This is a genomic window from Bartonella sp. AU15XJBT, from assembly GCF_028618615.1.
Lineage (GTDB): Bacteria > Pseudomonadota > Alphaproteobacteria > Rhizobiales > Rhizobiaceae > Bartonella.
Genome location: NZ_JAQITG010000012.1, coordinates 14,132 through 40,421, shown reverse-complemented (window position 1 = coordinate 40,421; position 26,290 = coordinate 14,132). Strand labels below are relative to the sequence as shown.

11 protein-coding genes and 2 pseudogenes are annotated in these 26,290 nt (G+C 36.7%); 5 read left to right on the top strand and 8 right to left on the bottom strand.

Annotation, left to right across the window (positions count from 1 at the left end; genetic code table 11):
* Positions 1-9: 9 nt before the first annotated feature.
* Positions 10-291, top strand: a pseudogene (locus tag PVV57_RS06510) (integrase); the annotation flags it as partial.
* Positions 292-1,289: 998 nt separating this feature from the next.
* Here the strand turns inward: PVV57_RS06510 and PVV57_RS06505 are convergent.
* Positions 1,290-1,769, bottom strand: coding sequence for a MaoC family dehydratase (locus PVV57_RS06505; RefSeq protein WP_273719125.1), 480 nt, complete (start codon positions 1,767-1,769; stop codon positions 1,290-1,292).
* A gap of 163 nt (positions 1,770-1,932) precedes the next feature.
* On the opposite strand from PVV57_RS06505, the gene PVV57_RS06500 reads away from it, so the two are divergent.
* A complete protein-coding gene (locus tag PVV57_RS06500) occupies positions 1,933-3,261 on the top strand; it encodes an NAD(P)H-dependent oxidoreductase (RefSeq protein ID WP_273719124.1) in 1,329 nt (442 codons plus the stop codon).
* Positions 3,262-4,319: 1,058 nt separating this feature from the next.
* Here the strand turns inward: PVV57_RS06500 and PVV57_RS06495 are convergent.
* Complete coding sequence (locus PVV57_RS06495; RefSeq protein ID WP_273719123.1) at positions 4,320-4,676, bottom strand: hypothetical protein; 357 nt, start codon at positions 4,674-4,676, stop codon at positions 4,320-4,322.
* 1,090 nt (positions 4,677-5,766) lie between these two features.
* The gene (locus PVV57_RS06490) at positions 5,767-5,979 is read right to left on the bottom strand and encodes a hypothetical protein (protein ID WP_273719122.1); all 213 of its coding nucleotides are present in this window, start codon (positions 5,977-5,979) and stop codon (positions 5,767-5,769) included.
* A gap of 1,783 nt (positions 5,980-7,762) precedes the next feature.
* On the opposite strand from PVV57_RS06490, the gene PVV57_RS06485 reads away from it, so the two are divergent.
* From PVV57_RS06485 to PVV57_RS06475, 3 genes are read left to right on the top strand one after another with little or no spacing between them, the layout of a single operon-like run.
* Positions 7,763-8,506: a creatininase family protein gene (locus PVV57_RS06485; protein WP_273719121.1), complete on the top strand. Its 744-nt coding sequence runs from the start codon at positions 7,763-7,765 to the stop codon at positions 8,504-8,506.
* Positions 8,507-8,527: 21 nt separating this feature from the next.
* A complete protein-coding gene (locus PVV57_RS06480; protein ID WP_273783697.1) occupies positions 8,528-9,559 on the top strand; it encodes a GTP-binding protein in 1,032 nt (343 codons plus the stop codon).
* Between the two features lie 11 nt (positions 9,560-9,570).
* Positions 9,571-10,542, top strand: coding sequence for a WD40 repeat domain-containing protein (locus PVV57_RS06475; protein WP_273783695.1), 972 nt, complete (start codon positions 9,571-9,573; stop codon positions 10,540-10,542).
* A 1,195-nt stretch (positions 10,543-11,737) separates the two neighbouring features.
* On the opposite strand, the gene PVV57_RS06470 is transcribed toward PVV57_RS06475, so the two are convergent.
* The 5 genes and pseudogenes from PVV57_RS06470 to PVV57_RS06455 form a co-directional block, all read right to left on the bottom strand.
* Entirely contained in the window at positions 11,738-15,007 is a 3,270-nt protein-coding gene (locus PVV57_RS06470; RefSeq protein WP_273783693.1) for an autotransporter outer membrane beta-barrel domain-containing protein, read from the bottom strand.
* Positions 15,008-15,178: 171 nt separating this feature from the next.
* Entirely contained in the window at positions 15,179-17,608 is a 2,430-nt protein-coding gene (locus PVV57_RS06465; RefSeq protein ID WP_342753458.1) for an autotransporter outer membrane beta-barrel domain-containing protein, read from the bottom strand.
* 407 nt (positions 17,609-18,015) lie between these two features.
* Positions 18,016-21,525, bottom strand: a complete 3,510-nt coding sequence (locus PVV57_RS06460; protein ID WP_273783691.1) for an autotransporter outer membrane beta-barrel domain-containing protein — start codon at positions 21,523-21,525, stop codon at positions 18,016-18,018.
* Between the two features lie 362 nt (positions 21,526-21,887).
* A pseudogene (locus PVV57_RS10525) lies at positions 21,888-22,069 on the bottom strand (integrase); the annotation flags it as partial.
* A gap of 360 nt (positions 22,070-22,429) precedes the next feature.
* On the bottom strand, positions 22,430-25,159 hold the full coding sequence (locus PVV57_RS06455; RefSeq protein WP_273783689.1) for an autotransporter outer membrane beta-barrel domain-containing protein: 2,730 nt from the start codon (positions 25,157-25,159) through the stop codon (positions 22,430-22,432).
* Positions 25,160-26,290 lie beyond the last annotated feature (1,131 nt).

The window sequence follows — 26,290 nt, the reverse complement described above, 5'->3', positions numbered from 1 at the left end:
GGACTAAAAATGGCTCTTATGAACCGTCTTAAGAAAAGTCTGTCGCAATTGGGCGCTGGCAAATATAACGATGGTACCGACTTGTTACTTCATAAGCGTAAAGATGGGGGCTCAATGGCTTTATCGTTCTACCATTCACGGGCCCGTCACGAAATGGGCTTAGATGCCTTGAGAGGTGTTTCTTTTAAAAAAGCCAGTGAACGAGCAACCCAATAGCGTTCTGTTTTGCATGAGAGGCGTGACTCCATTAGCAACACCCCATCAAAACAATCGAACAGACAGAACAATCTGCTATCGCTATCAAGGCTATAACACCTCCACCATAATTATGATTGATCACTCTCAATGTATGATTGTTATCTTCCAAAGTGTTTGATAAAAAATAGCAATCTCTCGCCAATCCATTGCTGATCTATTAATGGTTTTATGACATTATTTTCTTAAACAAGGTTTGTGCTTTAACTTTCTACCTGTAAATCAAAATCTAAACCAAATACAGCAGCATATTTTAAACGATATTGAGTTGGATAAAATCTCTAAACACTATTCCTGCTTTTGTATGCCAAAGTGCAAACAAGCCTATTGCATATCTTTGTAGACATAATTCTAAAACGGGAAAACTGCCTAATTTTAGAAGAATATTAAAGGCGTAAAGATGTAAACCAATTTCCATCTTTACCATCATTCTTTAGTTTGGCATTAAAACTTTCAAAAGCATCTAAAGCAATATCCTTTAAAATAATGGAGATTACGCATTGTCCCACGCTTTTTGTTTATCACGTTCTTTAATGGATCATAACCTGCTGGTAAAAACAGAAGTCCCCAAACGAAATAGACTTGGCTCACATATTCATACGCTTGTTTGAAAAAGGCATCAAAGCCTCTAAGTCCATTTCGCGACAGTATCCGTGAATGGTATAACAGTCAATCCATTGAACCTCCATCTTTACGCTTTATAAAAGAGCAGACTAACATCATCATACACTTTGCCAGTGCACAGTGTTGCAAATCACCCCTTAACACTCGAGACAGTTCATAAGAAGCATAGCTTTCTTGTACAGTTTCACTCCATACAAGACCCCCCGCTTTTAAACATGCAAATGAGTGGTTTTGATTGTTTCAACATAAAAATAGGTTTAGAATGAGAGAAGCTTACGATATTCTAGCCTCGCATTCCGGATGAATGACACGAAGCTATCCTTATAAATAAATATATCCTCAATGTTATCATCGAAGAAAATTCGAAGAAAATTGTATGAAAATTCTTCAAACAAAGCACTCAAATAATCTTAAAGGTTGGAAGATTTTTCTCCCATAACAGCAACAATAAGCCATTGAGCCGTAAGGGCTGGTTTTTTTAACTGTTCAACTTCCACTGTAACCCCATAATGGAAAACCACGCGACCAGAAGGGCGAATTTCTGCATCATCTAACACAAAACGCGCACGCACCCGTGCCCCTGTTTTCACAGGACTCATGAAGCGTACTTTATCAAAACCATAATTAATCCCCATTGTAGCCCCGTCTAACTCTGGAAGAGCCTCATAAGCAAGCGTAGACAAAAGCGATAATGTTAAAAAACCATGAGCAATCGTTCCCCTAAAAGGCGTCTCTTTAGCCTTTTCCTCATCAACGTGTATCCATTGATGATCATCTGTAGCGCATGCAAATTGATTAATCATATCTTGTGTAACAAGACGCCACCCCGATAATCCTATTTCTTTCCCAATAAAAGTAGTGACATCTTGTACTGCGATTTTTTGCTGCATAACGCTATTCCTATTTTATTTGATAAAACCCACCACCCCTCTTGCTTTTATAAAACCCATTGATTAGAGCATCAAGAATAAAAGATTAATTGTCTTAAAAACAAATACACCTTATGAATAAAAAAACTCTTTTAGTAAAATAGTTTTCAAATGGGAAAAAAGAATGGCGAGCAATGTGAACCTAACAGGTTTAGCGCATGATTTGAAGCAACGTGCAGAAAACCATCCCCCCATCCGTATTGGACTGATTGGCTGTGGTGAAATGGGCACAGATTTATTATCAAGTGTTGCGCATATGGAGGGTATAACAGTCGCCGCCGTAGCCACGAGGACACCATCGCGTATTTTTGATGCTGCAACACTCGCCTATGGTGAAGAAGGACATGTCTGTGAAGTTGAAAATGCTCATGCCCTCACGCAAAGCGTTGAAAAAGGTTTGATTGCAGCCACAGACGATATTGACCTTGTTTTGCGCCATGAACAAATTGACATTATCGTTGATGCAACAGGTTATCCTGAAGCAGGAGCTGAAATTGGTTTTAAAGCGCTTGAAAACAACAAACATCTTGTCATGATGAATGTGGAAGCCGATGTTACGATTGGTGTGTATCTGAAACATGAGGCAGAAAAACGAGGCCTTATTTATACCCTTGGTGCTGGTGATGAACCTACTTCCTGCATGGAACTCATTGAGTTTGTTTCAGCTCTTGGGCATAAAATTGTTGCAGCAGGAAAGGGAAAAAATAATCCTCTCCTCTTTGATGCCACACCTGATGCTTACGAAGAAGAAGCTCTCCGCCGTAATATGAATGTGCGTATGTTGGTTGAATTTATTGATGGTTCCAAAACAATGGTTGAAATGGCAGCAATTGCCAATGCCACTGGGCTTCTCCCCGATTGCCCAGGAATGCACGGCCCCCAAGCGGCGCTGCAAGATTTAAACAAAGTCCTTATCCCTAAACAAGATGGGGGCATTTTGCAGCAATATGGTGTGGTGGATTATTCAATAGGTCAAGGTGTCTCCCCAGGTGTCTTTGTCATTGCAGAAATAACACATCCACGTTTACGCGAACGTATGGAAGATTTAAAAATTGGTCAGGGACCTTATTTCACCTTTCACCGCCCCTATCATTTAACAGCTATGGAAGTTCCCCTCACCTGCGCACGCGTTATGCTTTACGGCAAAAAAGATATGGTTCCCCTTAGCCACCCAGTGGTAGAAGTCTGTGCTGTTGCTAAAAAAGATTTACACCCCGGCGATCAGTTAGATTTTATCGGTCTTTATAGTTATCGCGCTTGGATCATGAATATTGCAGAAGCACGCGCTCGCCAAGCCATTCCTTGTGGTCTTTTAGAAAAAGCAACAGTAACAGCTGAAATTAAAAAAAATGAACTCATTACAGTACACAATACGGCTATTCGTGAAGATCAATGGATTGCACGTCTTCGTGCCAAACAAGACCTTTTACTTCATTGTCCTTCTCTTGGCTAAGCTATAAATATCCTCTCCTTACCCTAATATAAAAATCCATTGATTTATAAGGAACAACGTTTCTTTTCTATATGAGAGTAACGCGTAAAAAATAAACGCATTTTGGATTAAGAATACTTCCTTCGTGAAGATTACATGAATTGAAAATCTTTATATCAAACAAGACCTTATGCTTGCCCGCTCCTCCCGCTCATGTATTCCCTCCTTATCACCTTACTTAACAGCATCCTTCCCTTTAAGCAACAGAACAACCCAGAATAAACTTGTATTGCAAATTCAAGTGTCTGTTTTAATAAAAACATTTTCCAACACCGCACATCAGCACCTCTCTCTCACAAGAAAGCCTGTAAATACTATAAAAACTCTCCATGAAATAATATAAAATTTATTATGTATCGATATCTTTACGCTATAAAAATACAAAACGGCATCATAATTTTATTTTCCAATTCCCAATACTACGATAGCCCTTGAGCCTTAGAGATGAATAATGAAAGAATTTTTACTCTTTTCTTAAAGAGTTTTTATCCATACACGAATGCACCTTGTGATAGGCAAAAAATGCTTTTGATGAATTCAACATGAACAGACTTGAAATGATGAATATTTATAAAGCAATAAGTTATTTTTAATTTAATATATTGATTTATAACAATAAATTTCATCAGTCACTTATATTCTAAGAAAAAATACAGAAATATTTTTTATTTTATCTCTTCTTATTTTACCCTATAAAAACATTGTAAAAAGGATAAATATACCTTTGATGAATAGCCTTTATATAAGAACAGCAAAACAATATTAAAAGGCTGATAAAGAGGGTGCAAGTGTTATGACGAGGAAATAACCATAGACTTAAAAAAATCAGGTTACACCACTTTGAAAAGAAAAAACATCAATTGTCGGGCGTTGAACTTTAATAACACCCAAAAAGATATGTTAAGTATTAAGAATAGTGATTTCCCATCCAATACAGCATATACTACTCCAAATATTGATTTTTTCAAAACAATGAAGTGAGAATAAAAAACTCATCGACTGTGTCGATGAGTCTTCTACTAAAGTGTAGAAAATATTCCTAAAAGAGATACAACAGTCCCCAATATATCTCCACCCCATAAAGAAGCAAGAAGTGATAAAATGCCTATCCCACCCCAAAAGGCTGAACCTGAAAATGCAGAAACTTTTTCAACTTTCCCAAAAGAAACGCCATCTTGTTTCTCAACGCCATAAATAACAGCTCTATCCGCAGCTTTAATAACTGCATTGTTGTCTTCTGTAGAAACAGTAACTGCCATTCTCTCTTGAAATTGATTTTTTACAAAACTTGCATTCCCCTCTATAATTTGTACAAAAAACAGAATAAATAGTGTAAAAGTAAATGAACATACACGATTTTTAAATATTTTAAACATAGCTTTATTTGCTCCTCTTTTTCTTCACTGTAAAAGTAAAAGAATATTCATATATATAAAAATATATAATACAATATGATATATTATATATAAATTTACGATAAATATAATACATTATGTATTACATGTAAAGACATAAAACAACATAATTTAAATGTTAAAAATAAACCTGATGAATTCAAAATAATAATAACAATACTAAAAAATGTCTGAACGGACTACTTAAGAAAATTTATTTTAAAATCAAATGATTATAAAACATATTGAACACCATAGAGCATCGCCTCACATTACAAAAAAACTTATTAAAGTAAAATGTATCGCTCATCTCTATTCTATTATCATTACCTAAAATTTTAAAAAGATTCATGAATATCAAAAATAATTTCTTCCTTTTACAATAGAATCATTGATCATTAATGCTATTAAATTAAAAGAAGACCAGCAATATTTTGTAATTTCTATCTCTCTACTTCAAAATAATAAAAATTCATCAACTTTCACATCAAAATAAAGATTTAAAAAGTAAATTTTCATTTGGAAAATTATATAATAAAACTTCTATAAATGCTTTGAAATGACAATAAATTTTAAAACAGTATAAACTTTAAAAATGACAACATAATAATATTTATCTCTTATATTAATAATACTTGTCTATTATTAAGATAAAAGAAAGCTGGAATAGCGCTTCGAATATCTTTTATTATATTACGCATCGATACGGCGCAAGTTCGCTATCGGTTGTCGAGAAATAAAATTTCTAGCAAGTAAAAACAGCGACCTAACACAAATATATCTCCATAAATAAGCCTTAAAAGTGTGTACTATTTTTTAACAAAACGGTTATAAATTGTAAAAGAGCTATCAAGATCTCTATTTCCAAACAGAAAAGACGTGAAGGAAATGATTTTCAACTTTTATTAATATATAAAACACACTATAGTATCTTCAAAAAGGTCACTCAGCCTCCTATCTCATACAGCATAAAGCATTGAAAACTTTTCAAAATTAACAAAATGCATTTATAAAATAAGACAACCTATTAACTTTACAAAAACATTATAAGCAACACGAGAGCGCTAGAAAACTACCTAAAACCAAATACTAAGAGTGTCATGAAAAATGAGATAATCCCCCAAAATACTGAAAAACAACTTTCCTGCTTCACTTTCATAAAAGTTAGCTGATTTTTTTCCTCAATAGGATAGATCACAGCCCTATCTATATTTCGAGTCACTATATTTTCTTCTTCATTAATAAAGAATAATTCTCTTTGAAAGAACTCTTTAGCAATATTCATATGCCTTTCTGCACCTTGTGCAAAAAAAGAATGAACGCTATAAAAATATAGAAATAAAAATTATTTTTAAATATTTTAAACATAATTTCATATTATCCTATTTTTCTTTAAATAAAAAAGTAAAATAATAATACAAGTTATAAAAATTATTTGTCTAATAATGTATTTTTATACATACAATTAATATATTATATATTTGATGCAAGTGTCATTAAAATTTTAATAAAAAGATTGATCAAATATTTGAAAGAAAAGTGATAAAGCAACCTATGAAAAAATCACGTTTTTGAAGGACCAGCTTCAAAATAAACAACTTAAAAAAATATGCCCTTGAAAACCGATATTAAATAATCAATTTATCAACCACTCATCTTAAAAGCAACCTACTGTATTTATAGTCATGATGCATTGTTTTGCATGTTGAATGAAAGACCTGACCATTATAAATCCCCCCTTAATCTTAATGCTGTTTATATTGAATCAATGAAATTTATTTGCTTACAGATTACAAGCAAGAGTGGTGTGTAGGGCGAAAAACTTAAAGAAAAAAATAGCACTTATGGGATATTTAAAGAGCCGAATGCTGTTGTAAAAATCGGAAATTGACCAAGTGTATGATAGTGCCCCCTTTTTACTTCAACAAGTATAAAGATGATAGTGTACAACAGTTTTGTTATTATATGAATTTACCATTATATCATTCGACGTGCAACGCCGCAAAATAAGCTTGGATACCTGATGTTTTCTTTAAAACAAGCGATGTGCAACACGATGGGGTTCTGTTTATCATGGTTTCAACGGTGTTTCTTCTTTATCATCTTATAAGCTCATTAAGCTTTCTAGAATTTCGTGACGCTGCGCATAAAATGGTATAACTGTAAATTCACTGAGCGCCACCATCTTGACGCTTAATAAAAGAGCAAGCCAGCACCATCACACACTTTGCCAGCACCCAATATTGCAAACCAGCCCTTGGCACTTGAAATGGTTCATAAGAGGCAAGTCTTTCTTATACAGTTTCACGTCACATAGCTAATCCGCCCACACAGCTAATCCGCTTGTGATGTACAAGAGGCATGATTTTATTGCCTCAACATGAAACAAGCTTGGGATAAGAAAATTTTATGATATTCGAGACTCTCATGCAACATGAAAAAACAAACACTCTTTACAAATCAATATATTGTCATTATGCGATTTCATCTCACATAAATTCTTCTCATGACATTCATTTTTCTCATGAATACTAAAATCTGTTAAGACATTATTCAAAGTAAAATGAGTCAACAACCATTTCTATTCTTTTGTAAGATGTTGATGCAAACTTGAATTAAGAAACGTAAGAATCCTGATTGAAACCAAAGTCTGTATCCTCGTAGCCTTTGCTACAACACAAACGCTTTGGTTATCCTCGCTCCATAGCAGAAAGAAGAATATCCAACTTCATCTAAACTTACCTTTTTAAGAGATAATGAAAGAAATATTTTTCATTCCATGATATGAATTATTTAAATTTCCTAAATACTTACTTATCAAAAACAAAAAGACGCATCAAAAACGCTTACAAAAGATACCGATCTTTAGAGAGGCGCCACATATTCCATCAAAACTGTGTTAGCTTTTCTCAATAAAACCTTCACTATTTTTAATAAAGTTCTCATTTTTAGAATATCCCTATGGGATGTAAAAATACACTATTTGCGTTTCTCATATAGATAGATTAAATAGTGACAGCACCTTTGATCACTTTGTCTGTGTTAACTTCTCTTTTGGGCAATAATTTATGGTATCTAACACGCCTTTTCTCGCTCTTTTACCTTTGGGCGCACACGAATATCACGGAGAGCACCTTCCCTTTGAAACCGACTGGATTATTGCTGAAGCTTTTGCAAAAGCCCTCACTTTACAAACAAAAGAGCAATATCATATCGCACTTTTACCGGTTGAAAAAATTGGCTATTCTATAGAACATATGGATGTTACAGGGACACAGACCCTTACCTTTTCTGATGCGATTAAACGCTGGATAAAGATTGGTGAAAACTGCTATCACAAAGGGATCAAACGTCTTCTTATTCTCAATGCTCACGGAGGCAATTCACCTTTAATGAACATTGTTATCACCGAATTACGAAAGCGCCTTTCCATGCTCGCTGTCGCAACAAGCTGGAGCCGTTTTGGTTTGCCAAAAGGTCTGATAGAGCCTTCTCAACAGCATCTTGATATCCATGGAGGTTTTATTGAAACCTCTCTCATGCTCTATTTAGCTCCAGAAAAAGTCCATATGGAAAAGGCAGCAAACTTTCACAATAAACAAGCGGATATGATTGCCAATTATCGCTATTTACGCGCTTATGGTCCCCATGCCTTTGGCTGGACAATGCGTGATCTAAACACGCAAGGTGCAGTAGGAGATGCAAGCAAAGCGACACCACAAGCCGGTGAAGCAATCTTTTCTCATGTTCTATCTCAGCTTCGTGATTTACTTGATGATATCAAGCGATTTAACATAAACACATGGCAATAAAGAACAATAAAAGGTCCCCTTATGGAAACATCCCCCCCAAAAAAACTTCCTGTTACGGTTCTCACGGGCTATCTTGGTGCAGGAAAAACCACCCTTCTCAACCGCATTCTCAGTGAAAATCATGGCAAACGTTATGCCGTCATTGTCAATGAATTTGGTGAAATTGGGATTGATAATGACCTGATCATTGAATCAGATGAAGAAATTTATGAAATGAATAACGGCTGTGTTTGCTGCACTGTGCGGGGCGATCTCATTCGCATTCTGGAAAGTCTGATGCAACGTTCTCATCGATTTGATGCGATTATTATAGAAACAACAGGACTTGCTGATCCCATTCCCGTAGCACAAACCTTTTTCATGGATGATACTGTCCATGAAAAAACAGCTCTCGATAGTGTCATAGCTGTCGTTGATGCAAAGCATTTGCCCTCTCAACTGCAAAAAAGTCGTGAAGTTGAAGAGCAAATTGCTTTTGCAGACATCGTTCTTTTAAATAAGATTGATCTCGTCACAGCACAAGAACGTGCGCATGCTGAATCTCTTATTCTTGCCATTAATCCTCGCGCCATACTCTATACAACACAGCGCACCAATATTCCTCTTGATAAACTCCTCAATCGTGGTTTCTTTGATCTCCAACGTGCTTTAGACCATGAGCCTCATTTTCTTGATCACGAGCATACAGATCAACATGGAGATCATGTGTGTGGTCCCGATTGCCATCATGACCATCATCATCACACATCCAGCATTCATGATATTACCGTCACTTCTATAAGTTTAAAAACAGGTACCCTGCAACCAGAAAAGTTTTTCCCTTGGATCCAACAGGTTACGCAACAACAAGGACCTGATATCTTGCGTCTTAAAGGCATTATTGCCTTTCAAGGAGATGATGATCGTTATGTCATTCAAGGCATTCATATGCTTCTTGAGGGACAACACCAACGCCCATGGCGTGAAGATGAAAAACGAGAAAGCCGCCTTGTTTTTATCGGCCGCTCTCTTGATGGCGAAAAATTAAAAACTGATTTTGAAAATTGCGCATAAAATGAGTGACAATGTCAAACATAACCCATTATGATCTCCAAAGTTACTGCCTTTCCTGTGGTTTTATAGGCAATAAACCAGCCTTTGTTTCCGTGGAAGGTTTGATTGTTTTTTTAACCCCAACCCCACAAACCTTTGAAATTCACCAAGGAATAATTTCAAGTCATTTTTCCCATGATAATACCGCGATCATCACAGGGGGAGAAGATGGAAAAGTCTGTCAAACAAGAGCAGATGGTCACACAGAACTACTCAGTCAAAAAGAACGCAAATGGATAAATAACGTTGCTTTTGGTCCCCAAAAAGCTTTTGCCTTTTCCGTCTCACGTCTCGCATTTGTGCATGTTGGAAAAGAACAACAAGAGCTCACATATGAGCGTAGTGTAGAAGGTCTGGCTTTTGCCCCAAAAGGTTTACGACTTGCCGTTGCCCATTATAATGGCGTGACGCTTCATTGGCTCTCAACGCAAACATCTCCCACTAGATTGGTATGGAAAGGCGCTCATTGTGGTGTCACCTTTTCACCAGACAACCGCTATGTCATTTCCACGATGCAAGAAAACGCCTTGCACGGCTGGCGTCTTAGCGATAATCAACATTTACGGATGAGTGGCTACCCAAGTAAAGTCAAAAGCTGGTCTTGGAGTGCAAAAGGAAAATGGCTCGCAACATCAGGTGCTTCTGCTGCAATTGTTTGGCCCTTTCATACAAAAGACGGCCCCATGGGAAAAACACCCCTAGAACTTGGAACACGAGCAAATGCCCTTGTTAGCACCGTTTCATGCCATCCAAGCGAAGAAATTGTAGCCATAGGCTTCAATGATGGAATGATTTTAGCAGCACATTTTCGTGATGGAAAAGAAGTTCTTTTAAAAAGGTATGGAAAAAGCGCTATTTCAGCACTCAACTGGGATCAAACAGGGCAGATCCTCACCTTCGGCAGTGAAAATGGTGAATGTGGTATAATTAATATCACTGATTAAGCCAAACACCAACAAGCACAACCATCCCCGATAAAAATACCCACGCAATCCTCTAGAAATCTTAACCTCCACACATCTCTAGAACTCACAGAAGTTGCAAACACCCTCCCCCCAAATCCCCAAAGTCTTTATAATCATAAAGCCTTCCACCTTGCTAGCGGCTCCCTTTAGACAAGAAAAGGCCTCTTTATTCCTACGATAAAAAGAAGAAAACTCGACACTATTTTTTTAATAAAATTTTTTTGACCGCCGCTTGATACCTCAAAAAATAAAATTCCCTACCTGTTCTGATCGACAATCCGGTTTCTTTTCTAGACATATCAAATTGGTTTAATAAAGGGTGTTCATCGTTTTACACGTAGGAATGAAAGTCCTTCAAATCATAAAATTCTCTCGGTTCCAATCTGTTTATATTGAATCAACCAATTATGAATACTTTCAAATGCTAAAATCACTGCAATATTGGAATCCTAAAAAATAGAATGATGACACCCACTTATTAGAGCAATAACAAATACTCTATATCTTATCAAAATTTCTCTTGGCATCTATCATTTGCAAAAAAGAAAAAAAACTTAAAAACACGATAAAGCATACTTTAATTTTTTTATTATAGTTTGACCTTAAACTCTCTCTGTCTTTTCTAACAAGACAAATATTTCTCTAAAATTCTCAAGTAAACATCCTAAAACAGAAAACAAAAAATATACATATTGACGGTTATAAACGTGAATACAGTTTATATTTTTTTCTCTAAAACAAAATTCAAAACAATGTATAAAAACCACAAAATTAAAACGTGTGATCTATAAAATTAATAAAGAAACGAACAAAAATAACCATAACCACTCTTAAGAAAAACACCTAAAACACACCCTCGTCCACTTTATATTAACAAAACAACCATCAACACCGCTTCTTTTGAAAGATTACGTAACAAAGCATTCAGTATGAAAAATTCTCATATTCACAATAAAATCTGTCTCCATATCATACATCAAAAATTGTAGAAAAATTCCTCATCGCATAGAAGAAAACAACTTGTGTATCTTCAACCTATAAGTCAAAAAAATCATTTATTGTAACCTTTTATGTTTAAAAAATAACCATATTGATGAAGGAAAATAAATTCTAAGATATGAAAGGCAGAAAATCTTTCTGCCTTTCATATAAAAATACACAATGGACCACTTTTTCAAAAAAGGTAACGCAATCCCGCAGAGAAACTCGCTCCAGAAAAACCAATTTTCTTAAGCCTATGCTGATAAGTGACATCCCCATGAAGGGAAAGTTTTGAAGAAAGACGCGCATTAAACCCAAGTCCTGCTTCCAAAGAAGAACCAAAAGAACCTAACTGAAAATCATCTTTAAAAGAAACAAATTGCTTATCTTCAAAATTATGCAAATAAGAAAGCTTACTATAAAAAGAAACCTCTCGTCCCTCTTCCACAACTCCAAGCGTCTTGCTTAAACGCCCACCAACACGCCCCGCCCATTGATGAAATTTTCCCAAATCAACATCAATATCATCAACATCATACGCCTGATGAAACCGAAGATGCTGATAAATAACCTGAACCTGTGGATCAAAAACAATACCCTTATAGCCTATTGCAAACGTTCTGCCACTCGTTAAAGAGCCGCTCAACTGTTTTCCCTTTAACGCCAAAACCTTATCCCGTGCAAGGGTCAAAACATCTCCCTTAAAAAAACCATAGGATAACACCCCGTCAATATAAAAACCCGTATCATGCTGTAGACTTCCATAAGCCCCAACAGACCATTTATTAAAGGCACTTTTTTTGCTTTGTTCAACATTCTGAGGGTGTAGAGAAAGGTTTCCATAGTTTCCCAAAGCCCCCAAAAATGTACGCGTATATAAACTCTCAATCTCTTTTAACAAAACACCTGCTTGAAATGCATTATAATCAAGCTCAGCATCATAGCCATATTCAAAAGCAGATAAATTGGAAGCATAATGATGGCTTCCCCCATAAGCACGCAGAAAAAAGGCTGTGTTTTCATCATCTCTCCCAAAAGAATGAAAAGCACCCCGCATTGTCTCCAACTTCTTATTTTGCATAGTCATATCCATCAAACCAGCATGGAATAAGGCATTGGGCAAAAGGAGATACGTTGGCAATTGAGGAACAACAGCTCTAATTCCTTGTTCAGGCTGCACATCAAAGGACACAGGAAGATCAGATGAAGGAGCAGAAGGTTTAGAAGGCTTTGGCTCAACTGGTTCAGGAGGAGGAGCAACAGGTTCAGAATCCGTAGATGAAGGAGCTACCGGAACAGATGGCTCAGATGGCAAAACCTCATCAGTAGAAGGCTTCTCTGGAACAGTTGGTACAGAGGGAAACTCAGAAGGCTTTGGCTCAACAGGTACAGAAGGAGGAACAACAGAATCCGTAGAGATAAATGTTTCAGACGGTTCAGATCCTTCAGGCAAAGAAGGTGTAGATGGTATAAGCGGAGGCTCAACAGAAGGAGGTTTTTCAGGCAAAATAGTCTCTGTTGGTCTTTCAGAAGGAATTGTTTCTGCTTCAGATTGAGGGGGTAAAACTGTAGACGTTGGCTTAGAAGCAGTTTCAGAAGAATCTAATTCAGAACCAATGTAAACACTTTCAAGACGAAAATCCCAAAAATCCCCTTCCCCAGCAGCCAATTTATTCTTTGGATCTGCATTTCCAGAAGAAGAACCTGGACCATAGCCACGAAGTTTATATTGATAAGGAAATCCATTCACCGTAGTATAACTATTGGCTAACTTAAAAGAACTTTCCTCTGCCGTCCCAGCAACTTGAACAAGTGAAATACTTTGCCCCCCTTTATTGCCAGCTTCTTTTTCTGAGGTTTTGGAAAGTTTTTCCATCCCAATGAGTGTGGTTCCAAAAACATTCCCGTAGATCAAAATGCGATCCGTTTGTTGAGGATCAAATGAACCATCATTATTCATAAATGTGCTCATCTTAATCTGAGTATTACCCTTTGCACTATATCCATAGTCTTCTTGGTCTGATATGACTGCATCTCTATCACTTTTTTTTCTAATTTGCAGCGTTTGATAACCAGGGGATTGATAGTGATCAAAAACAATTGTACTATCCTCAAGAGAAATACCTGAAAGCGATGAAACCATAGCATCTGTTTCCTGAGAATCTTGATATTTGCTTTTGGTAAGGTACCATTTAGAACCATTCTTTAAATCCAAATAAATATCAGAGGTATCCTCGGTACGAGCATCTCCTGTAAGTGTAGAGGAATTTGCTTCAACGAGAAGATAAGAATTATTTTCAGCTTTTAACAACAAATCACCGGAGATTCTTGTCTTTTCTAATCTAACCTTAGCTTGGGCTCTATAAACATGTTTTCCGACACTATAAATGGCAATACCATCCGGAACCGCAAAATTTGTCTCTGACAAATGAACAAATGCCTTTCCCGGAGCAACTTTCTTTGCTCGCGAAAGCGCTCTATAACCATTGTACATATTGCCCCATACATCTTCTGGATTTAACCCATAAAAATACAGACCATAGGCTCCCTTACCCTGAACAGAAATATTGGATTTTTTAATCTTAATATTCGTCTTCTTAAACTCATCAGCTGAATTAAGTCCTTGCCACAACAACTTGCCTTTATTATCCTCATCATCTGAAAAATTTTTAACCAAAAAGCCATGCATATCACTAAGTTCAATAGAACTATTATTCAATTGAACAAAACCATCTTGAGATATATCAAAAGCTTCTGGTAATTTATTGACACTTTTCTCACCAATGATAACAGTTTCTTGTTTTCCTTTGCCCTTAATGACAGAACTATCGAAACTATACTCTCCCCCATAAAATGATGAAAATGCGCCTTTCCCATTAAAAGTAACGGTACTCCCTGACAGCCTAATCTTTGAACCAAAACTACTAATCAGACCTATATCTACACCATTCAATTCTTTTGGTGTAGTTTCAATATTGACACGCACTAAAGCAATATCGGTTCCTTTTCCCAATGCATAAATAGCGTGAGAAACTTCCGTAATAGTCCCATCTATCATTTGAATAACCGCATTTCCAGCATGAAGAGCAGGTACATTCTTAAAATTTGAATTTGTTAAATTAAGACGAGCACCCTCTTTTACAGATGCACCATATCCGAATATTTCATCTGAGTTATCACCCGTAACTGTTATCTGAGATGCATCAACAACTGTACCTGCTTTTTCTACATATAGAGCTGAAATAGGAGTAGAACTAGAAACATATTCTTGAGAATATTTTAAATGATAAGTTTTATTTTTAATCGTGTGTTTTTTACCATCATTGCATTTATAAAATTGAGCGTCTGGATCACAGGAGGTTGCAAAATTATTAGAATTTGCATTAACACTTACGATTGGCAAAAAAGAAACAATAGCCGTTGTGATAAATAAAAATCTATAATCCCTTAATACATTAACCATAACTTTATTCCCAATTTTCCCTTCTCCCCCTTTACTTAAAAATAAAAAATACTCGCAATAACGCTAAATCAAACACACAAAAGGTAAGAAGTATAAAACTTAAATATCCATTTTATACTTCACACAACACTCTATAACTTATGTAAAAATTACTCTATATTTCATAGGCACCTAAAAATGATAGCGTAAACCGCCTGAAAAAATCATCCCTGAAAAACCAGCTTTGCTAAGACGATGCTGATAAGTTACATCCCCATGTAATGCAAAGTTTGAAGACAACTGAGCATTCAACCCCATTCCAGTTTCTAGAGAAGAACCAAAAGCCTCTAATTGGAATTCATCTCCAAATTGCACACGTTGTTTTCCTCCGAAATTATTGGTAAGATAAAGTTTTCCACTGAAAGAAACAACTTGTCCTTCTTCAAAAGCAGCAAGCGTCTTGCTGAAACGCCCACCAACACGCATTACCCACTGATCAAGTTTTCCCATTTCAACATCAAAACCATCGATATCAGACGCCCTATCAAATCGCAAATTTTGATAAACGACCTGAACCTGCGGATCAAAAATAAGCCCCTTATGTCTGCTCATAAATGAATTACCCGCAATCACTGAAACACTCAAAGGTGCTCCCTTCAATGTTGTTGTCTTGCCTCTTGCTTTTGTCTGAACATCCCCTTTAAATAAACTATAGGAAAAAAGACCATCTATATAAAAGCCTGTATCATGCTGCATGCTGCCGTATGCTGTAATAGACCATTTATCAAATGTACTTTTTTTGCTTTCTTCAACATCGTGAGGTTGTAGAGAAATTTTCCCATAGTTCCCCATTATTCCAAAGCTTACAGTATGATGTGTATCCTCAATCGCATTGAGCAACACGCTTGCCTCTATAGCATTATCATTCAAATTTCCCCCATAACCATATTCAAGCGCAAATAGATCAGAAACATAACGGTAACTTCCACCATAACCTCGCACAAAAAGTGCCAGACTTTTACGATTTTCTTCCAAAGCCCCAGCAGCGCTACGCGATGTCTCCAACTGTTTGTTATGATTGTTCACATCCGTCAAACTGATTTGCAACAAAGTATTCGGCATCAATAGATAGGTTGGAACTTGTGAGATAACAGCTTTAACGCCCTCTTCAAGATAATGAGCAGAAGCATCATGACCGGCTAGCTCATCATTATGATGAGCATGAGTACTTAAAGAACGGGACACACGGCAATGAGACACATCATTTTTCAACTGAATATGAGGACAATGAGAAAAACTGTGAACATATTCAGATTCAAGTCGAAAATCCTCAAAATCTTCATTCCTCTTTATCGATTGCCCTTTAGCTAATTTATTTTCCTCTTTTGCGTGTCTAAAAGAAGACGTTGAACCATAAACACGAAGACAACACCGATAAGGCATCCTTTTTACAGTGACATAATCAGCAGCCAGTTTAAAAGAATCTTCCTCTGCCTTTTCATAAAACTGAATAATTGAAACGCCTTTATTATCTCCTTGGGTAGCTTTGTTATGGCTCCTTTCTTTCCCTGAAACTTCTATAATAGAAACTTTCGTTTTCCCATAAATATTATCATAGATTAAAACTTTATCGGCCTCGATCCCTCTCACTTGATTGTCTGTTGTCGCAAGAGATGCATTGATAAAAAGGCGTGAATCATTCCCAGCGTAAGCATAATCTAAGCCATTATCATCATCCAATTTCCCAATGCGAAGTGTTTTACAATGACCATCTCTTGGTCTCTGAAAGGAAATGGAACAATCAATATCCTTTACAAAGGAAACAGATGAAGCATGCCACTTATTATTTTTCCTTAACGTCACCGTCCATTGCGACTGATTAAATAGCCCAACTTCAACATAAAAATTCTTATCAATGCGTGTTCCCCCTACAAAAAAAGGCGCATCAGTTTCAACTGCTACATTCGCATTAACATCTAAGAACCTATCAGCAAAAAGATGCCCCCCCTCTAACATAGTAATATAAAGAAATCTTTTGGCATCATCGATATAAATCGCTGTATCATTAAGAACATTAAAGTTAGTCTTCTTGAACTGAATCCTCCCCAATGCAGCTAATGCCTCTGCTTCTATATATTCCTCTTGTGAGAAATTTCCTTTTAAATAAAGCCCACAAGTTTCACGCCCATGAAGAGTAATATCTGAATTCTCAAAAACAACGCCAGAATAATGCCAATCCCATGAATCAGATAAAGATTGACTATCCAACACGCCATATCGCACCGTGCCACCAGGAATGAAAACGCCCTCCTTGCCCTCCATCACGAGACCATCAATATTTGAAACATTAATCTTACCATCCTCAACGACAAGGGAGACGCCTTTCTTTACGCCCAAAACGGCCTGATTAAAGCCATTATCATAGGCGCTTATATTTTTATTATTGATCGTGTTCTCACCACTTCCAGTAACGGACACCTTATCCAAAACAATCTTCATTTTTTCCTGTGCAAACACTTCTGACGAAATTGTACCAGTGTTTTTTAACGCCAAAATCCCATAAATCTTCAAACTTCCTTTTTCGCCACCTTCATGCTTCCCTGACCATTTCTTTACCTTCAAAACATCAGAAAATCGCTATCAGCAGTATCTAAACGAACGTCACTCGCAGACCCCACGCTTCTCAAGAGCATCACATGAATAGAACTTTAGAAGAGAACGAGACGAAGATTCTTCTTGTGCATTCACATTTATATTGTACACAAAGAATAAAACAGACGCTATAAGAGCACATAAAGATACATGACCTCTTAATACTTTAACCATAATTGACTCTAAAATTTCCTTATTCATCTTTATCGAAAACCGCAAAGACACATGTAGCTCATCGATAGGTTGTTCCTATTATGTATCATCCACGTAATTCGTTTTGTGTTATATGTAAAGTTAAAAACAGAAAAATAACACAATAAAATCACGTTTTGTGCTTATAATTTTCACAAAGTATGAATTATAAAGAAAAAATACAGCTAAAAATGATAGCTTAATCCACCAGAGAAATGCGTTCCAGAAAAACCAGCCTTTGTAAATTTATGCTGATAAATGAGATCGCTATGAAAAGTAATTTTTGCAGATAACTGCGAATAAACACCAATTCCAGCTTCTAAAGAAGACCCAAAGGAACCAAGCTGAAAAGCATCTTTAAAATATACAAATTGTTTATCATTAAAACTACGAACGAAATAAAGCTTACCATAGAATGAAAGAACCTGTGCCTCTTTCGTAAATGTCACTGTTTTGGTTAAATGTCCACCAAGACGCACCCCCCAATGATCTGGCCTTCGCATATCAATATTAAAATTATCAATATCACGAGTCTTATGAAACTGGAGATTTTGATAAACAAACTGAACTTGTGGTTCAAAAATAAAACATCGACAGCCTATCATAAACGTTTTACCAGCCGTTAAGGAAAAACTTAAGGGCTTGCCTCTTAATGCAGCCGTTTTACCTCGCTCACGTGTGAGAACATTTCCATTAAACAGACCGTAAGAGAAGAGACCATCCATATAAAAACCCGTATCATGCTGCATGCTGCCATATGCTGTAATGGACCATTTATCAAAGATACTTTCTTGACGTTGTTTCACCTCTCGAGGACGCAAAGAAAGTTTGCCATAATTTCCCATAATTCCAAAAGATGTCGTACTGTATGCATTTTCGATTTTCTTGAGTAAAATACCTGCCTCTAGTGCATTATAATCAAGGTCGCCTCCATATCCATATTCAAGTGCAGATAAATTTGAAGTATAACGATGATGTCCACCGTAACTGCGCAAAAACAAAGCCGGATTTTTATTAGTTTTCAACACTCGACGAGAAAAAGTTCGCAGTGTTTGCAATTGCTTGTTTTGATTACTGATATCCATCAATCCAGCGTGAAATAAAGTATTTGGCACAAGAATATAAGTCAAAACTTGTGGTACAATGGCTCTCACATTTGGTTCAAAATGCGAAGAAAGCTCAGAAACAGGGCGGGTAACAACAGAAGGAGGGGGAGTAACAGATGATGGTACAGGTGAACCAGATGCGGGGGGTGCAACAACAGAAGGAGTGGAAAGAACAGGTGGCGGTAAAGGTGAACCAGATGCGGGGGGTGCAACAACAGAAGGAGTGGAAAGAACAGGTGGCGGTAAAGGTGAACCAGATGCGGGGGGTGCAACAACAGAAGGAGTAGAAGGAACAGATGGCGAAACAGGTGAACCAGATGCGGGGGGTGCAACAACAGAAGGAGTAGAAGGAACAGATGGCGGTAAAGGTGAACCAGATGCGGGGCGGATAACAACAGAAGAAGTGGGAGGAACAGATGGCGAAACAGGTGAACCAGATGCGGGGGGTGCAACAACAGAAGGAGTAGAAGGAACAGATGGCGGTAAAGGTGAACCAGATGCGGGGGGTACAACAACGGAAGGAGTAGAAGGAACAGATGAACCAACTGTCGGCACAACAGGATCAGCTTCAGCGACAACCGGAATAACCGGTGAAAGAGAGGGAGGAGGAGAAAAAGGAGGAGGATTTGGAACCTCAAGCACAGAAACATCAGGTGTATCAAATGTGGTCGTAAGATGGGAATCCCTATCAGGAGAATCTATAGGAGTAGAAAGACTTGGCTCTTGAGGTTCTTGCTGAGAGTTAGAATCGATAGCCTCCCCGTCAACTCCAGTAATACTAGGATGATTTTCAGGAAAAGAAGGAATATCATTAGAAGAAGGAGGAACAACGAAATCAATCACAGGAACAATTTCAGTGAGATCAAGAGAGGAAGAATCAACAAATTTACTTTCGAGGCGGAAATCCCAAAATGTTTCAGAGTTTTTAAGCACTCTTTGATTGGAATCTGCCGTCCCTAAAGCAGAGCTTGGACCATAACTCTTTAGATGATACTGATAGGGGGCGTCTTCAAGTGCGACATACCCTCCCTTTAACTGAAAAGAATCTTCAGCGGCTTGTCCATAAACCTGAACAATGGAAATCCCCTGATCATTACCGCCCTCTCCCGTCAATGCCCCTGGGCTTCCAGGAATTTTATAAACATGGACTGTTGTTTTTCCGTCAAGATCCCCATTGATTAAAAGTCGATCAGTTTTTTGCTTTTCAAGCTCTCCCCCTTGATCCAAATATGCATTAAGATAAAGGTTCACATCACCGTGCGCTTTATAGACAGTCCCTGAGCCTTTTCCGATGAGAAGTGTCTGATAACCATCTGTTGTTTTGGATTTTAATTCTTCAAAAATAAGAGAACTATCTGTAAGTTCGACCGATGAAATAGAGGAATAATCTTTTAACCTAGAACCAGACACATCAAAGTTTTGTAATTTTTCATATTTTGGTCGCGATAAAATCCACTTTGAACCATTTTTTAACACGATCTCAGCTGTAGAACTTTCATCAACATTTGCGCTTCCTACAAGGGTAGAAGCATCGGCCTCAATCTTGATATTGGAACGCTCAACAGCGTTCAGCAGTGAATCGCCAGAAACTTTTGAATTTTGTAAGAGTTTAACAGAACTTTCGAATTGGCGGCTATAAATAGCCGTACTTTCTGGAGCTATAAAAGTTGTCTGTGTCAAATGAACAGCCCCTTTTCCAGGTATAACTGTTTTTTTATCATCCAAGACAGCTTCCCAAAAAAAGCGCATACCATGAAATGCCTTCCCTCTCACAAAAACATTGGAATATTTAATATGAGCAGCATTATGATTATTCCCCTGCAACACAATGCCATGAGCATTGTTAACATTAACGTTGCCCTTCTCAAAATTAATCATGCCTTTCCCCTGAAGCATACTAAAAGCAGAAGCTTCACGATGATCATCTGTATTTGTCGTCTGTTTCCCCTTTCCGGTAATAGAAACACCCTCTAAATTAATTTCTCCATCCCCTCCTGTTTCAACGCCAATACCATCAGAAAAGTCAATCTTTCCTCCTTTCATATACATTTTTGCACCATTATGACTCAAAAGACCTATCGCATCAGCAGGTGTCCTAATCTCTGTCTTAGTCAAAGAAACCAACGACTGCTCACTCGAAACACTGATGCCTATTCTGGTTGCTTTAATCACCCCATCCTGCATTTCAAAAGCGCCATCCTCGTCAATATCGGCCCCTATCGACACTTCATTTAACATAGAATTAAAGAGAGCAACGCCTCCCCCTTTTGAAGCTTTTACACCTGTTGTCCAAGCGCCTTTTCCTGAATGGCCATTTACATTCGAAACACCGTTAATGATTATCGCCTTTCCCTCAATGAGTGTATTTTCCCCTAATGCCTCTAAGGCAGCACCAGAACTTTTTCCCGTGAGTTGATAAGTTTTTCCAGCAATTTCATGCGTTTGGCCATCGTTACAGTGATAAAATGAAGCACTTTCGCTACATGAATATTGCTTCTTTTCAGAAGAAATTTCACCAGCATCAGCATTGTGTACAAAGAAAAAAATAACCGTTGTAAAATGACATAAAGAGAGATGTTTTTTGAGCATAATTTTCTACAAACTTTCTTCCCCTTCTCTAAAAACAAAAAAACACGCGTTCTATTTAATAATTTCGGGTACGCGTGATAATTTAAAATACATTTTGTATTTTATATATCCACGACGCTCCTTATGTAAAGCCATAATCTAAAAATATAACAATTTAAAATTGTATTTTTATAAAAACGCGTAAAAATAGAAATAATAAATCCACCATACCCCAAAACAATGATCTCAAGAGAATTTGTAAATTTACACAAAAGGAGATTATGTCTTGCCGCATACTTTATGTTTATCGCGTATTTAATAGATTAACGACCATCACAAAGAACAAAACAGCATTATATTGCTAATTCATGTGCTTATTTTTAAGACACATCTCTCAACCCACCTAAACCCATTTCACGATAACGCCCGTGAATAGTATAACGATAAATTCATTGAGCATCCCATCTTTATGCTTATGAATAAGTAAGCTGATCCCATCCCCCACTTTGCCAACCCTAAAATGTTGCGACAGCCCTTAGTACTTAAGACGGTGCATAAGAGGCATTTTGACTCTTTTCTTGTCTAGTTTTATCCACACGGCTCTGCCCACTTATAACATGGAAACGAATGGTTTTAATCAATTCAACGGAGAACAAATTTGAAAGGAGAAAACCCTACGATATTCGTGTTTCTCATTCAATATAAAACAATGAATTCTTATAAATCAGTATCTTGCATAGAGCAAAAACAGCATAAAAAGTCAAAACTGGAACCCTGAAAGCATTATCTCGTTTCTAAAAAGAAATAAATTTGCTCATGCAAAAAAACATTCTTTAAAAAATTTGTTTTAAAAATTGCAAACAAAACAATAAAAAACCACAAGCTGTACTTGTGGCTTTTTTTATGAATCCCGAAGGCAATCATCCTAAAAATGATAGCGCAATCCACCAGAAAAACTAATTCCAAAAAAACCACCTTTACTCAACTTATGCTGATAAACCAAATCACCATGAAACGCGAATTTTTGAGACAAGCGGGCATTAAGACCCAATCCAGCCTCTAGAGAAGAACCAAAAGCTCCTAATTGGAAAGAATCTTTAAAGCGCACAGATCTTTCTTTACCAAAGTCATGGGCAAAATGAACCTTCCCATAGAAAGAAACATCACGATCCTTTTCAGGTGCAGCAAGAGTCTTCGTCAAACGTCCACCAACACGCACCATCCATTGATCAAGCTTATCCATCTCGATATTAAAATTATCAATATCACGGGCCTCATTAAACTGAAGATGTTGATAAACAACCTGAGCTTGTGGATCAAAAACAACGCCTTCATATCCTGTGGCAACTTTTTGACCACTCATCAAAGAAAGACTTAAGGGATTACCCTTCAATGTTGCTGTCTTTCCCCTTGCCGTTGTCATAACATCACCTTTAAACAAACCATAAGATGCAAGACCATCGACATAGAAGCCTGTATCATGCTGCATACTGCCATAGACTGTAGCAGTCCATTTATCAAATGTACTTTTTTGGCTTTGTTCAACATTCAAAGGCTGTAGAGAAAGCTTTCCGTAAGAGCCCATAATCCCAAAGGATATGACATTCTCAACATTTTCAATTTTTTGTAACAAAACACCTGCCTCTAGTGCATAATATCCTAGATCACCTCCGTAACCATATTCAAGCACAGACAAATCTGAGGTATAATGGTAGCTTCCCCCATAACCACGCAAAAATGAAGCAGGATTTTCACGAATTTCCAACATTCCACGAGGATGAGCACGCTGTGTCTCCAACTGCTTGTTTTGATTGCTGATATCCATCAAACCAGCCTGGAGCAAACTATTGGGCAAAAGCAAATAAGTTGGAACTTGCGGAACAACAGCTTTATCGCCTTGGTTAGGACGAGAAGCCGACACAAGCTTAGAATTCTGAGTGGGTTTAGATGTAGTATCAGAATCAATATATCCATTTTCGAGGCGGAAATCCCAAAAATCTCCTTCACCTTCGACTAATCTTTGAGACACACTTGCATTTAGAGACGCATTTGCTCTTCCTAAATGAAATGCTGGACCATAAGCATAGAGCTTATACTGATAGGGGCCGTCTTCAAGTGTGACATACCCCCCCTCTAACTGAAAAGAACCTTCCTCTGCTTTTCCAGAAACCTGAATAATTGAGATACCTTTGTCATTTCCATGAAGCCCTGTACCACCTCCTGGACTTCCTGAAACGCTTTGCACATGTATTATGGTTTTTCCTTTAATATCACCATGAATTAACAACCTATCAGTTTTTTGATTTTTAATATCTCCCCCTTTATTTAAATATGTATTAAGATAAATATGCGCATCACCCTGCGCTTTATAAACAACACCCTCTCCTTTTCCAATACGAAGTGTTTGATAATCATTCATTGTATTATCTGCGGGTTTCTCAAAAATAATAGAACTATCAATAAGCTCGATCAACGAAACCGACGAAACACCTATAGCACCAGAAACTTGTAAAGTTTTATTTTTCGGTCGTGATAAAGTCCATTTCGAACTACCTCTCAACTGAAATTCAGCAGAAGAATTTTCATCAACATGCACTCCCCCTACAAGCATAGAATCATTAGCTAAAATCTTCACTAAAGAGCCACCTTCAGCCTTCAACAATAAATCTCCAGAAATTTCAGATTTTTCTGAAAACTTAATAGAACCACGAGATTTGTTGCTATAAATAGCTGTACTATATGGAACTTTAAAAGCAGTCTTTCTCACCTCAACATGCGGTGATCCTCCATTGAACAGATCAGCTAATGTTGTCATATTTTTAAAGTACATACCATAAAGTGCATTCCCTTTCACTGTAATATTAGAATCTTCAATATTAGCACGAGTATCATCAGCATGATCACCCTTTTTCTGCAATAAAAGCCCATGAACATCACTAACATCAACAGAACCGTTCGAAAACTGAACATAACCATTCCCAGATATATGAAAAGCAGCATGATCACTCTGATGCTCTGTATTCCGCCCTTGCCCCACCTTGTCGGGATTACCCTTGCCGTTCATAGAGACACCCTCTAAAATTAAATATCCATTTTCTCCTGCTTTAACCCCAACAGTACCGAAGTTCACCTGTGTATTCGTTAAATAAAGTATACTGTGAGATTTCCCTTCTGCAAAAGCCCCCACTTCAATTGCATCAATCGATCCGCCAGATATCGCAATGCCGTAACCTTGAGATTCTACTCCCACTAAAACCCCACTCAAAGTGGATTCGGACAGAGAGACGTACGCCTTTTCTGATACCTTTACGCCATATTTCCAAAAGTTCTTTTCCGAATTACTCTTTTGATCTAAAATACCCTTAACAGTTATATTTTTACCGTGAATAAATGTACGTTCCTTAGACGCCTCTATGGCTCCATGATTACCATTAACCTTTTGCCCCGTGAGCGAATAAACTTTATTATTAATTTCATGCAGTTCACCATCATTACACTGATAAAATGCTGCATTCGGATTACATAAATCTTGCTTTTCTCTAGAGATAATTTGAGATTTAGCATTGTGTGCAAAAACATCAACATTATGTGTAAAAAAAAGAACTGCTGTTGTGAAAGTATATAAGGAGAAACGATTTTTAAATAAACTGGCCATAATTCCACCATAATTTGCCCCCTTGATTAAGAGCAATACATAACGTATCAAAAAAACTTAACTTAAGAGAAGATTAATACGTTTTGGGTTAAATATATAAGATTTATTAATATTTTTTGTGTTTTATGTAAATATGGAATTTTAAAAATTACTAAAAAATGCACTTTGAATCTGTCATTTTTACAAAAAAATTGTCAAAATAGAGCTGAAAAACGAGAAAAATCACTTTTAAAGTTGTTATTCAAAAACAGCGTTATAGGGTTACATGCATTTAAAATGCTTACTTTAACTCCTGCCTAATCAACACCAGAGCATATATAGTCAACATGTTTCGATAAATATTTATATTGAAACAATGAGCACTCTGTAAGCAGATAAAACTTAGTATATGCCAAAATTGGAAAACAAGGAGAGCACATATATCTGTTTTTAGGCAATCTTTATGGAAAGACAGCCTAATTTAGAATAGGAACGTGTAAAAATCAAAATCAATTTCTATTTTACCGCCTCCATTTAATTCAACTTTATAGCATTCAGAACGATAGCTTTAAAAAGTCAAAATTACACATGACTTCATCCTGTTATTTATTGCATTCCTTTTAAGAAAGCACATTTTCAAAAAACAATACTATGTTTCTCATTCACCAGATTTTTCAGATATCTCTCATTTTTTCTACCCCCATTGCACAACAACAGCAGATATAATATAAAGTATCTACCGGATACAGCGCTCATTGCGCTTAAGTTGCGTTATTTTCTTTACCAACTTCTAATATTGCAAGTCCTCTCTGATTAACACCATTCTCAAAACTATACTGTCTCCTTTCTTAAACGATTTTTTTATCCACCTACCAATCCTATACATGCCAATGAATGCTTTTTATGGATTCATAATAAGAACATTGAAAATATCTTTAGCATTCTCAGTTAAAAAATACCTTTATAAACCAGCATATTATAAAAAATATGAAATACATATTTTGAAACGATAACGTACAAACTTATTCAATTTTTCAAGCAAAATAAAAGAAGCCCAGCCCCTAAATATATTAAAAAGAGATGAAAAATCATACTCTATAAAAAAGCGATAACAACAAAATGAATAGAAATGAAAAAAGCCACAAGGATAAC

Excerpts from the sequence above, each read along its gene's own strand:
- PVV57_RS06490 (WP_273719122.1), bottom strand. The coding sequence starts at position 5,979 with ATGAATATTGCTAAAGAGTTCTTTCAAAGAGAATTATTCTTTATTAAT.
- PVV57_RS06475 (WP_273783695.1), top strand. The coding sequence starts at position 9,571 with ATGTCAAACATAACCCATTATGATCTCCAAAGTTACTGCCTTTCCTGT.
- PVV57_RS06500 (WP_273719124.1), top strand. The coding sequence starts at position 1,933 with ATGGCGAGCAATGTGAACCTAACAGGTTTAGCGCATGATTTGAAGCAA.
- PVV57_RS06505 (WP_273719125.1), bottom strand. The coding sequence starts at position 1,769 with ATGCAGCAAAAAATCGCAGTACAAGATGTCACTACTTTTATTGGGAAA.
- PVV57_RS06455 (WP_273783689.1), bottom strand. The coding sequence starts at position 25,159 with ATGGCCAGTTTATTTAAAAATCGTTTCTCCTTATATACTTTCACAACA.
- PVV57_RS06480 (WP_273783697.1), top strand. The coding sequence starts at position 8,528 with ATGGAAACATCCCCCCCAAAAAAACTTCCTGTTACGGTTCTCACGGGC.
- PVV57_RS06460 (WP_273783691.1), bottom strand. The coding sequence starts at position 21,525 with ATGCTCAAAAAACATCTCTCTTTATGTCATTTTACAACGGTTATTTTT.
- PVV57_RS06495 (WP_273719123.1), bottom strand. The coding sequence starts at position 4,676 with ATGTTTAAAATATTTAAAAATCGTGTATGTTCATTTACTTTTACACTA.
- PVV57_RS06485 (WP_273719121.1), top strand. The coding sequence starts at position 7,763 with ATGGTATCTAACACGCCTTTTCTCGCTCTTTTACCTTTGGGCGCACAC.
- PVV57_RS06470 (WP_273783693.1), bottom strand. The coding sequence starts at position 15,007 with ATGGTTAATGTATTAAGGGATTATAGATTTTTATTTATCACAACGGCT.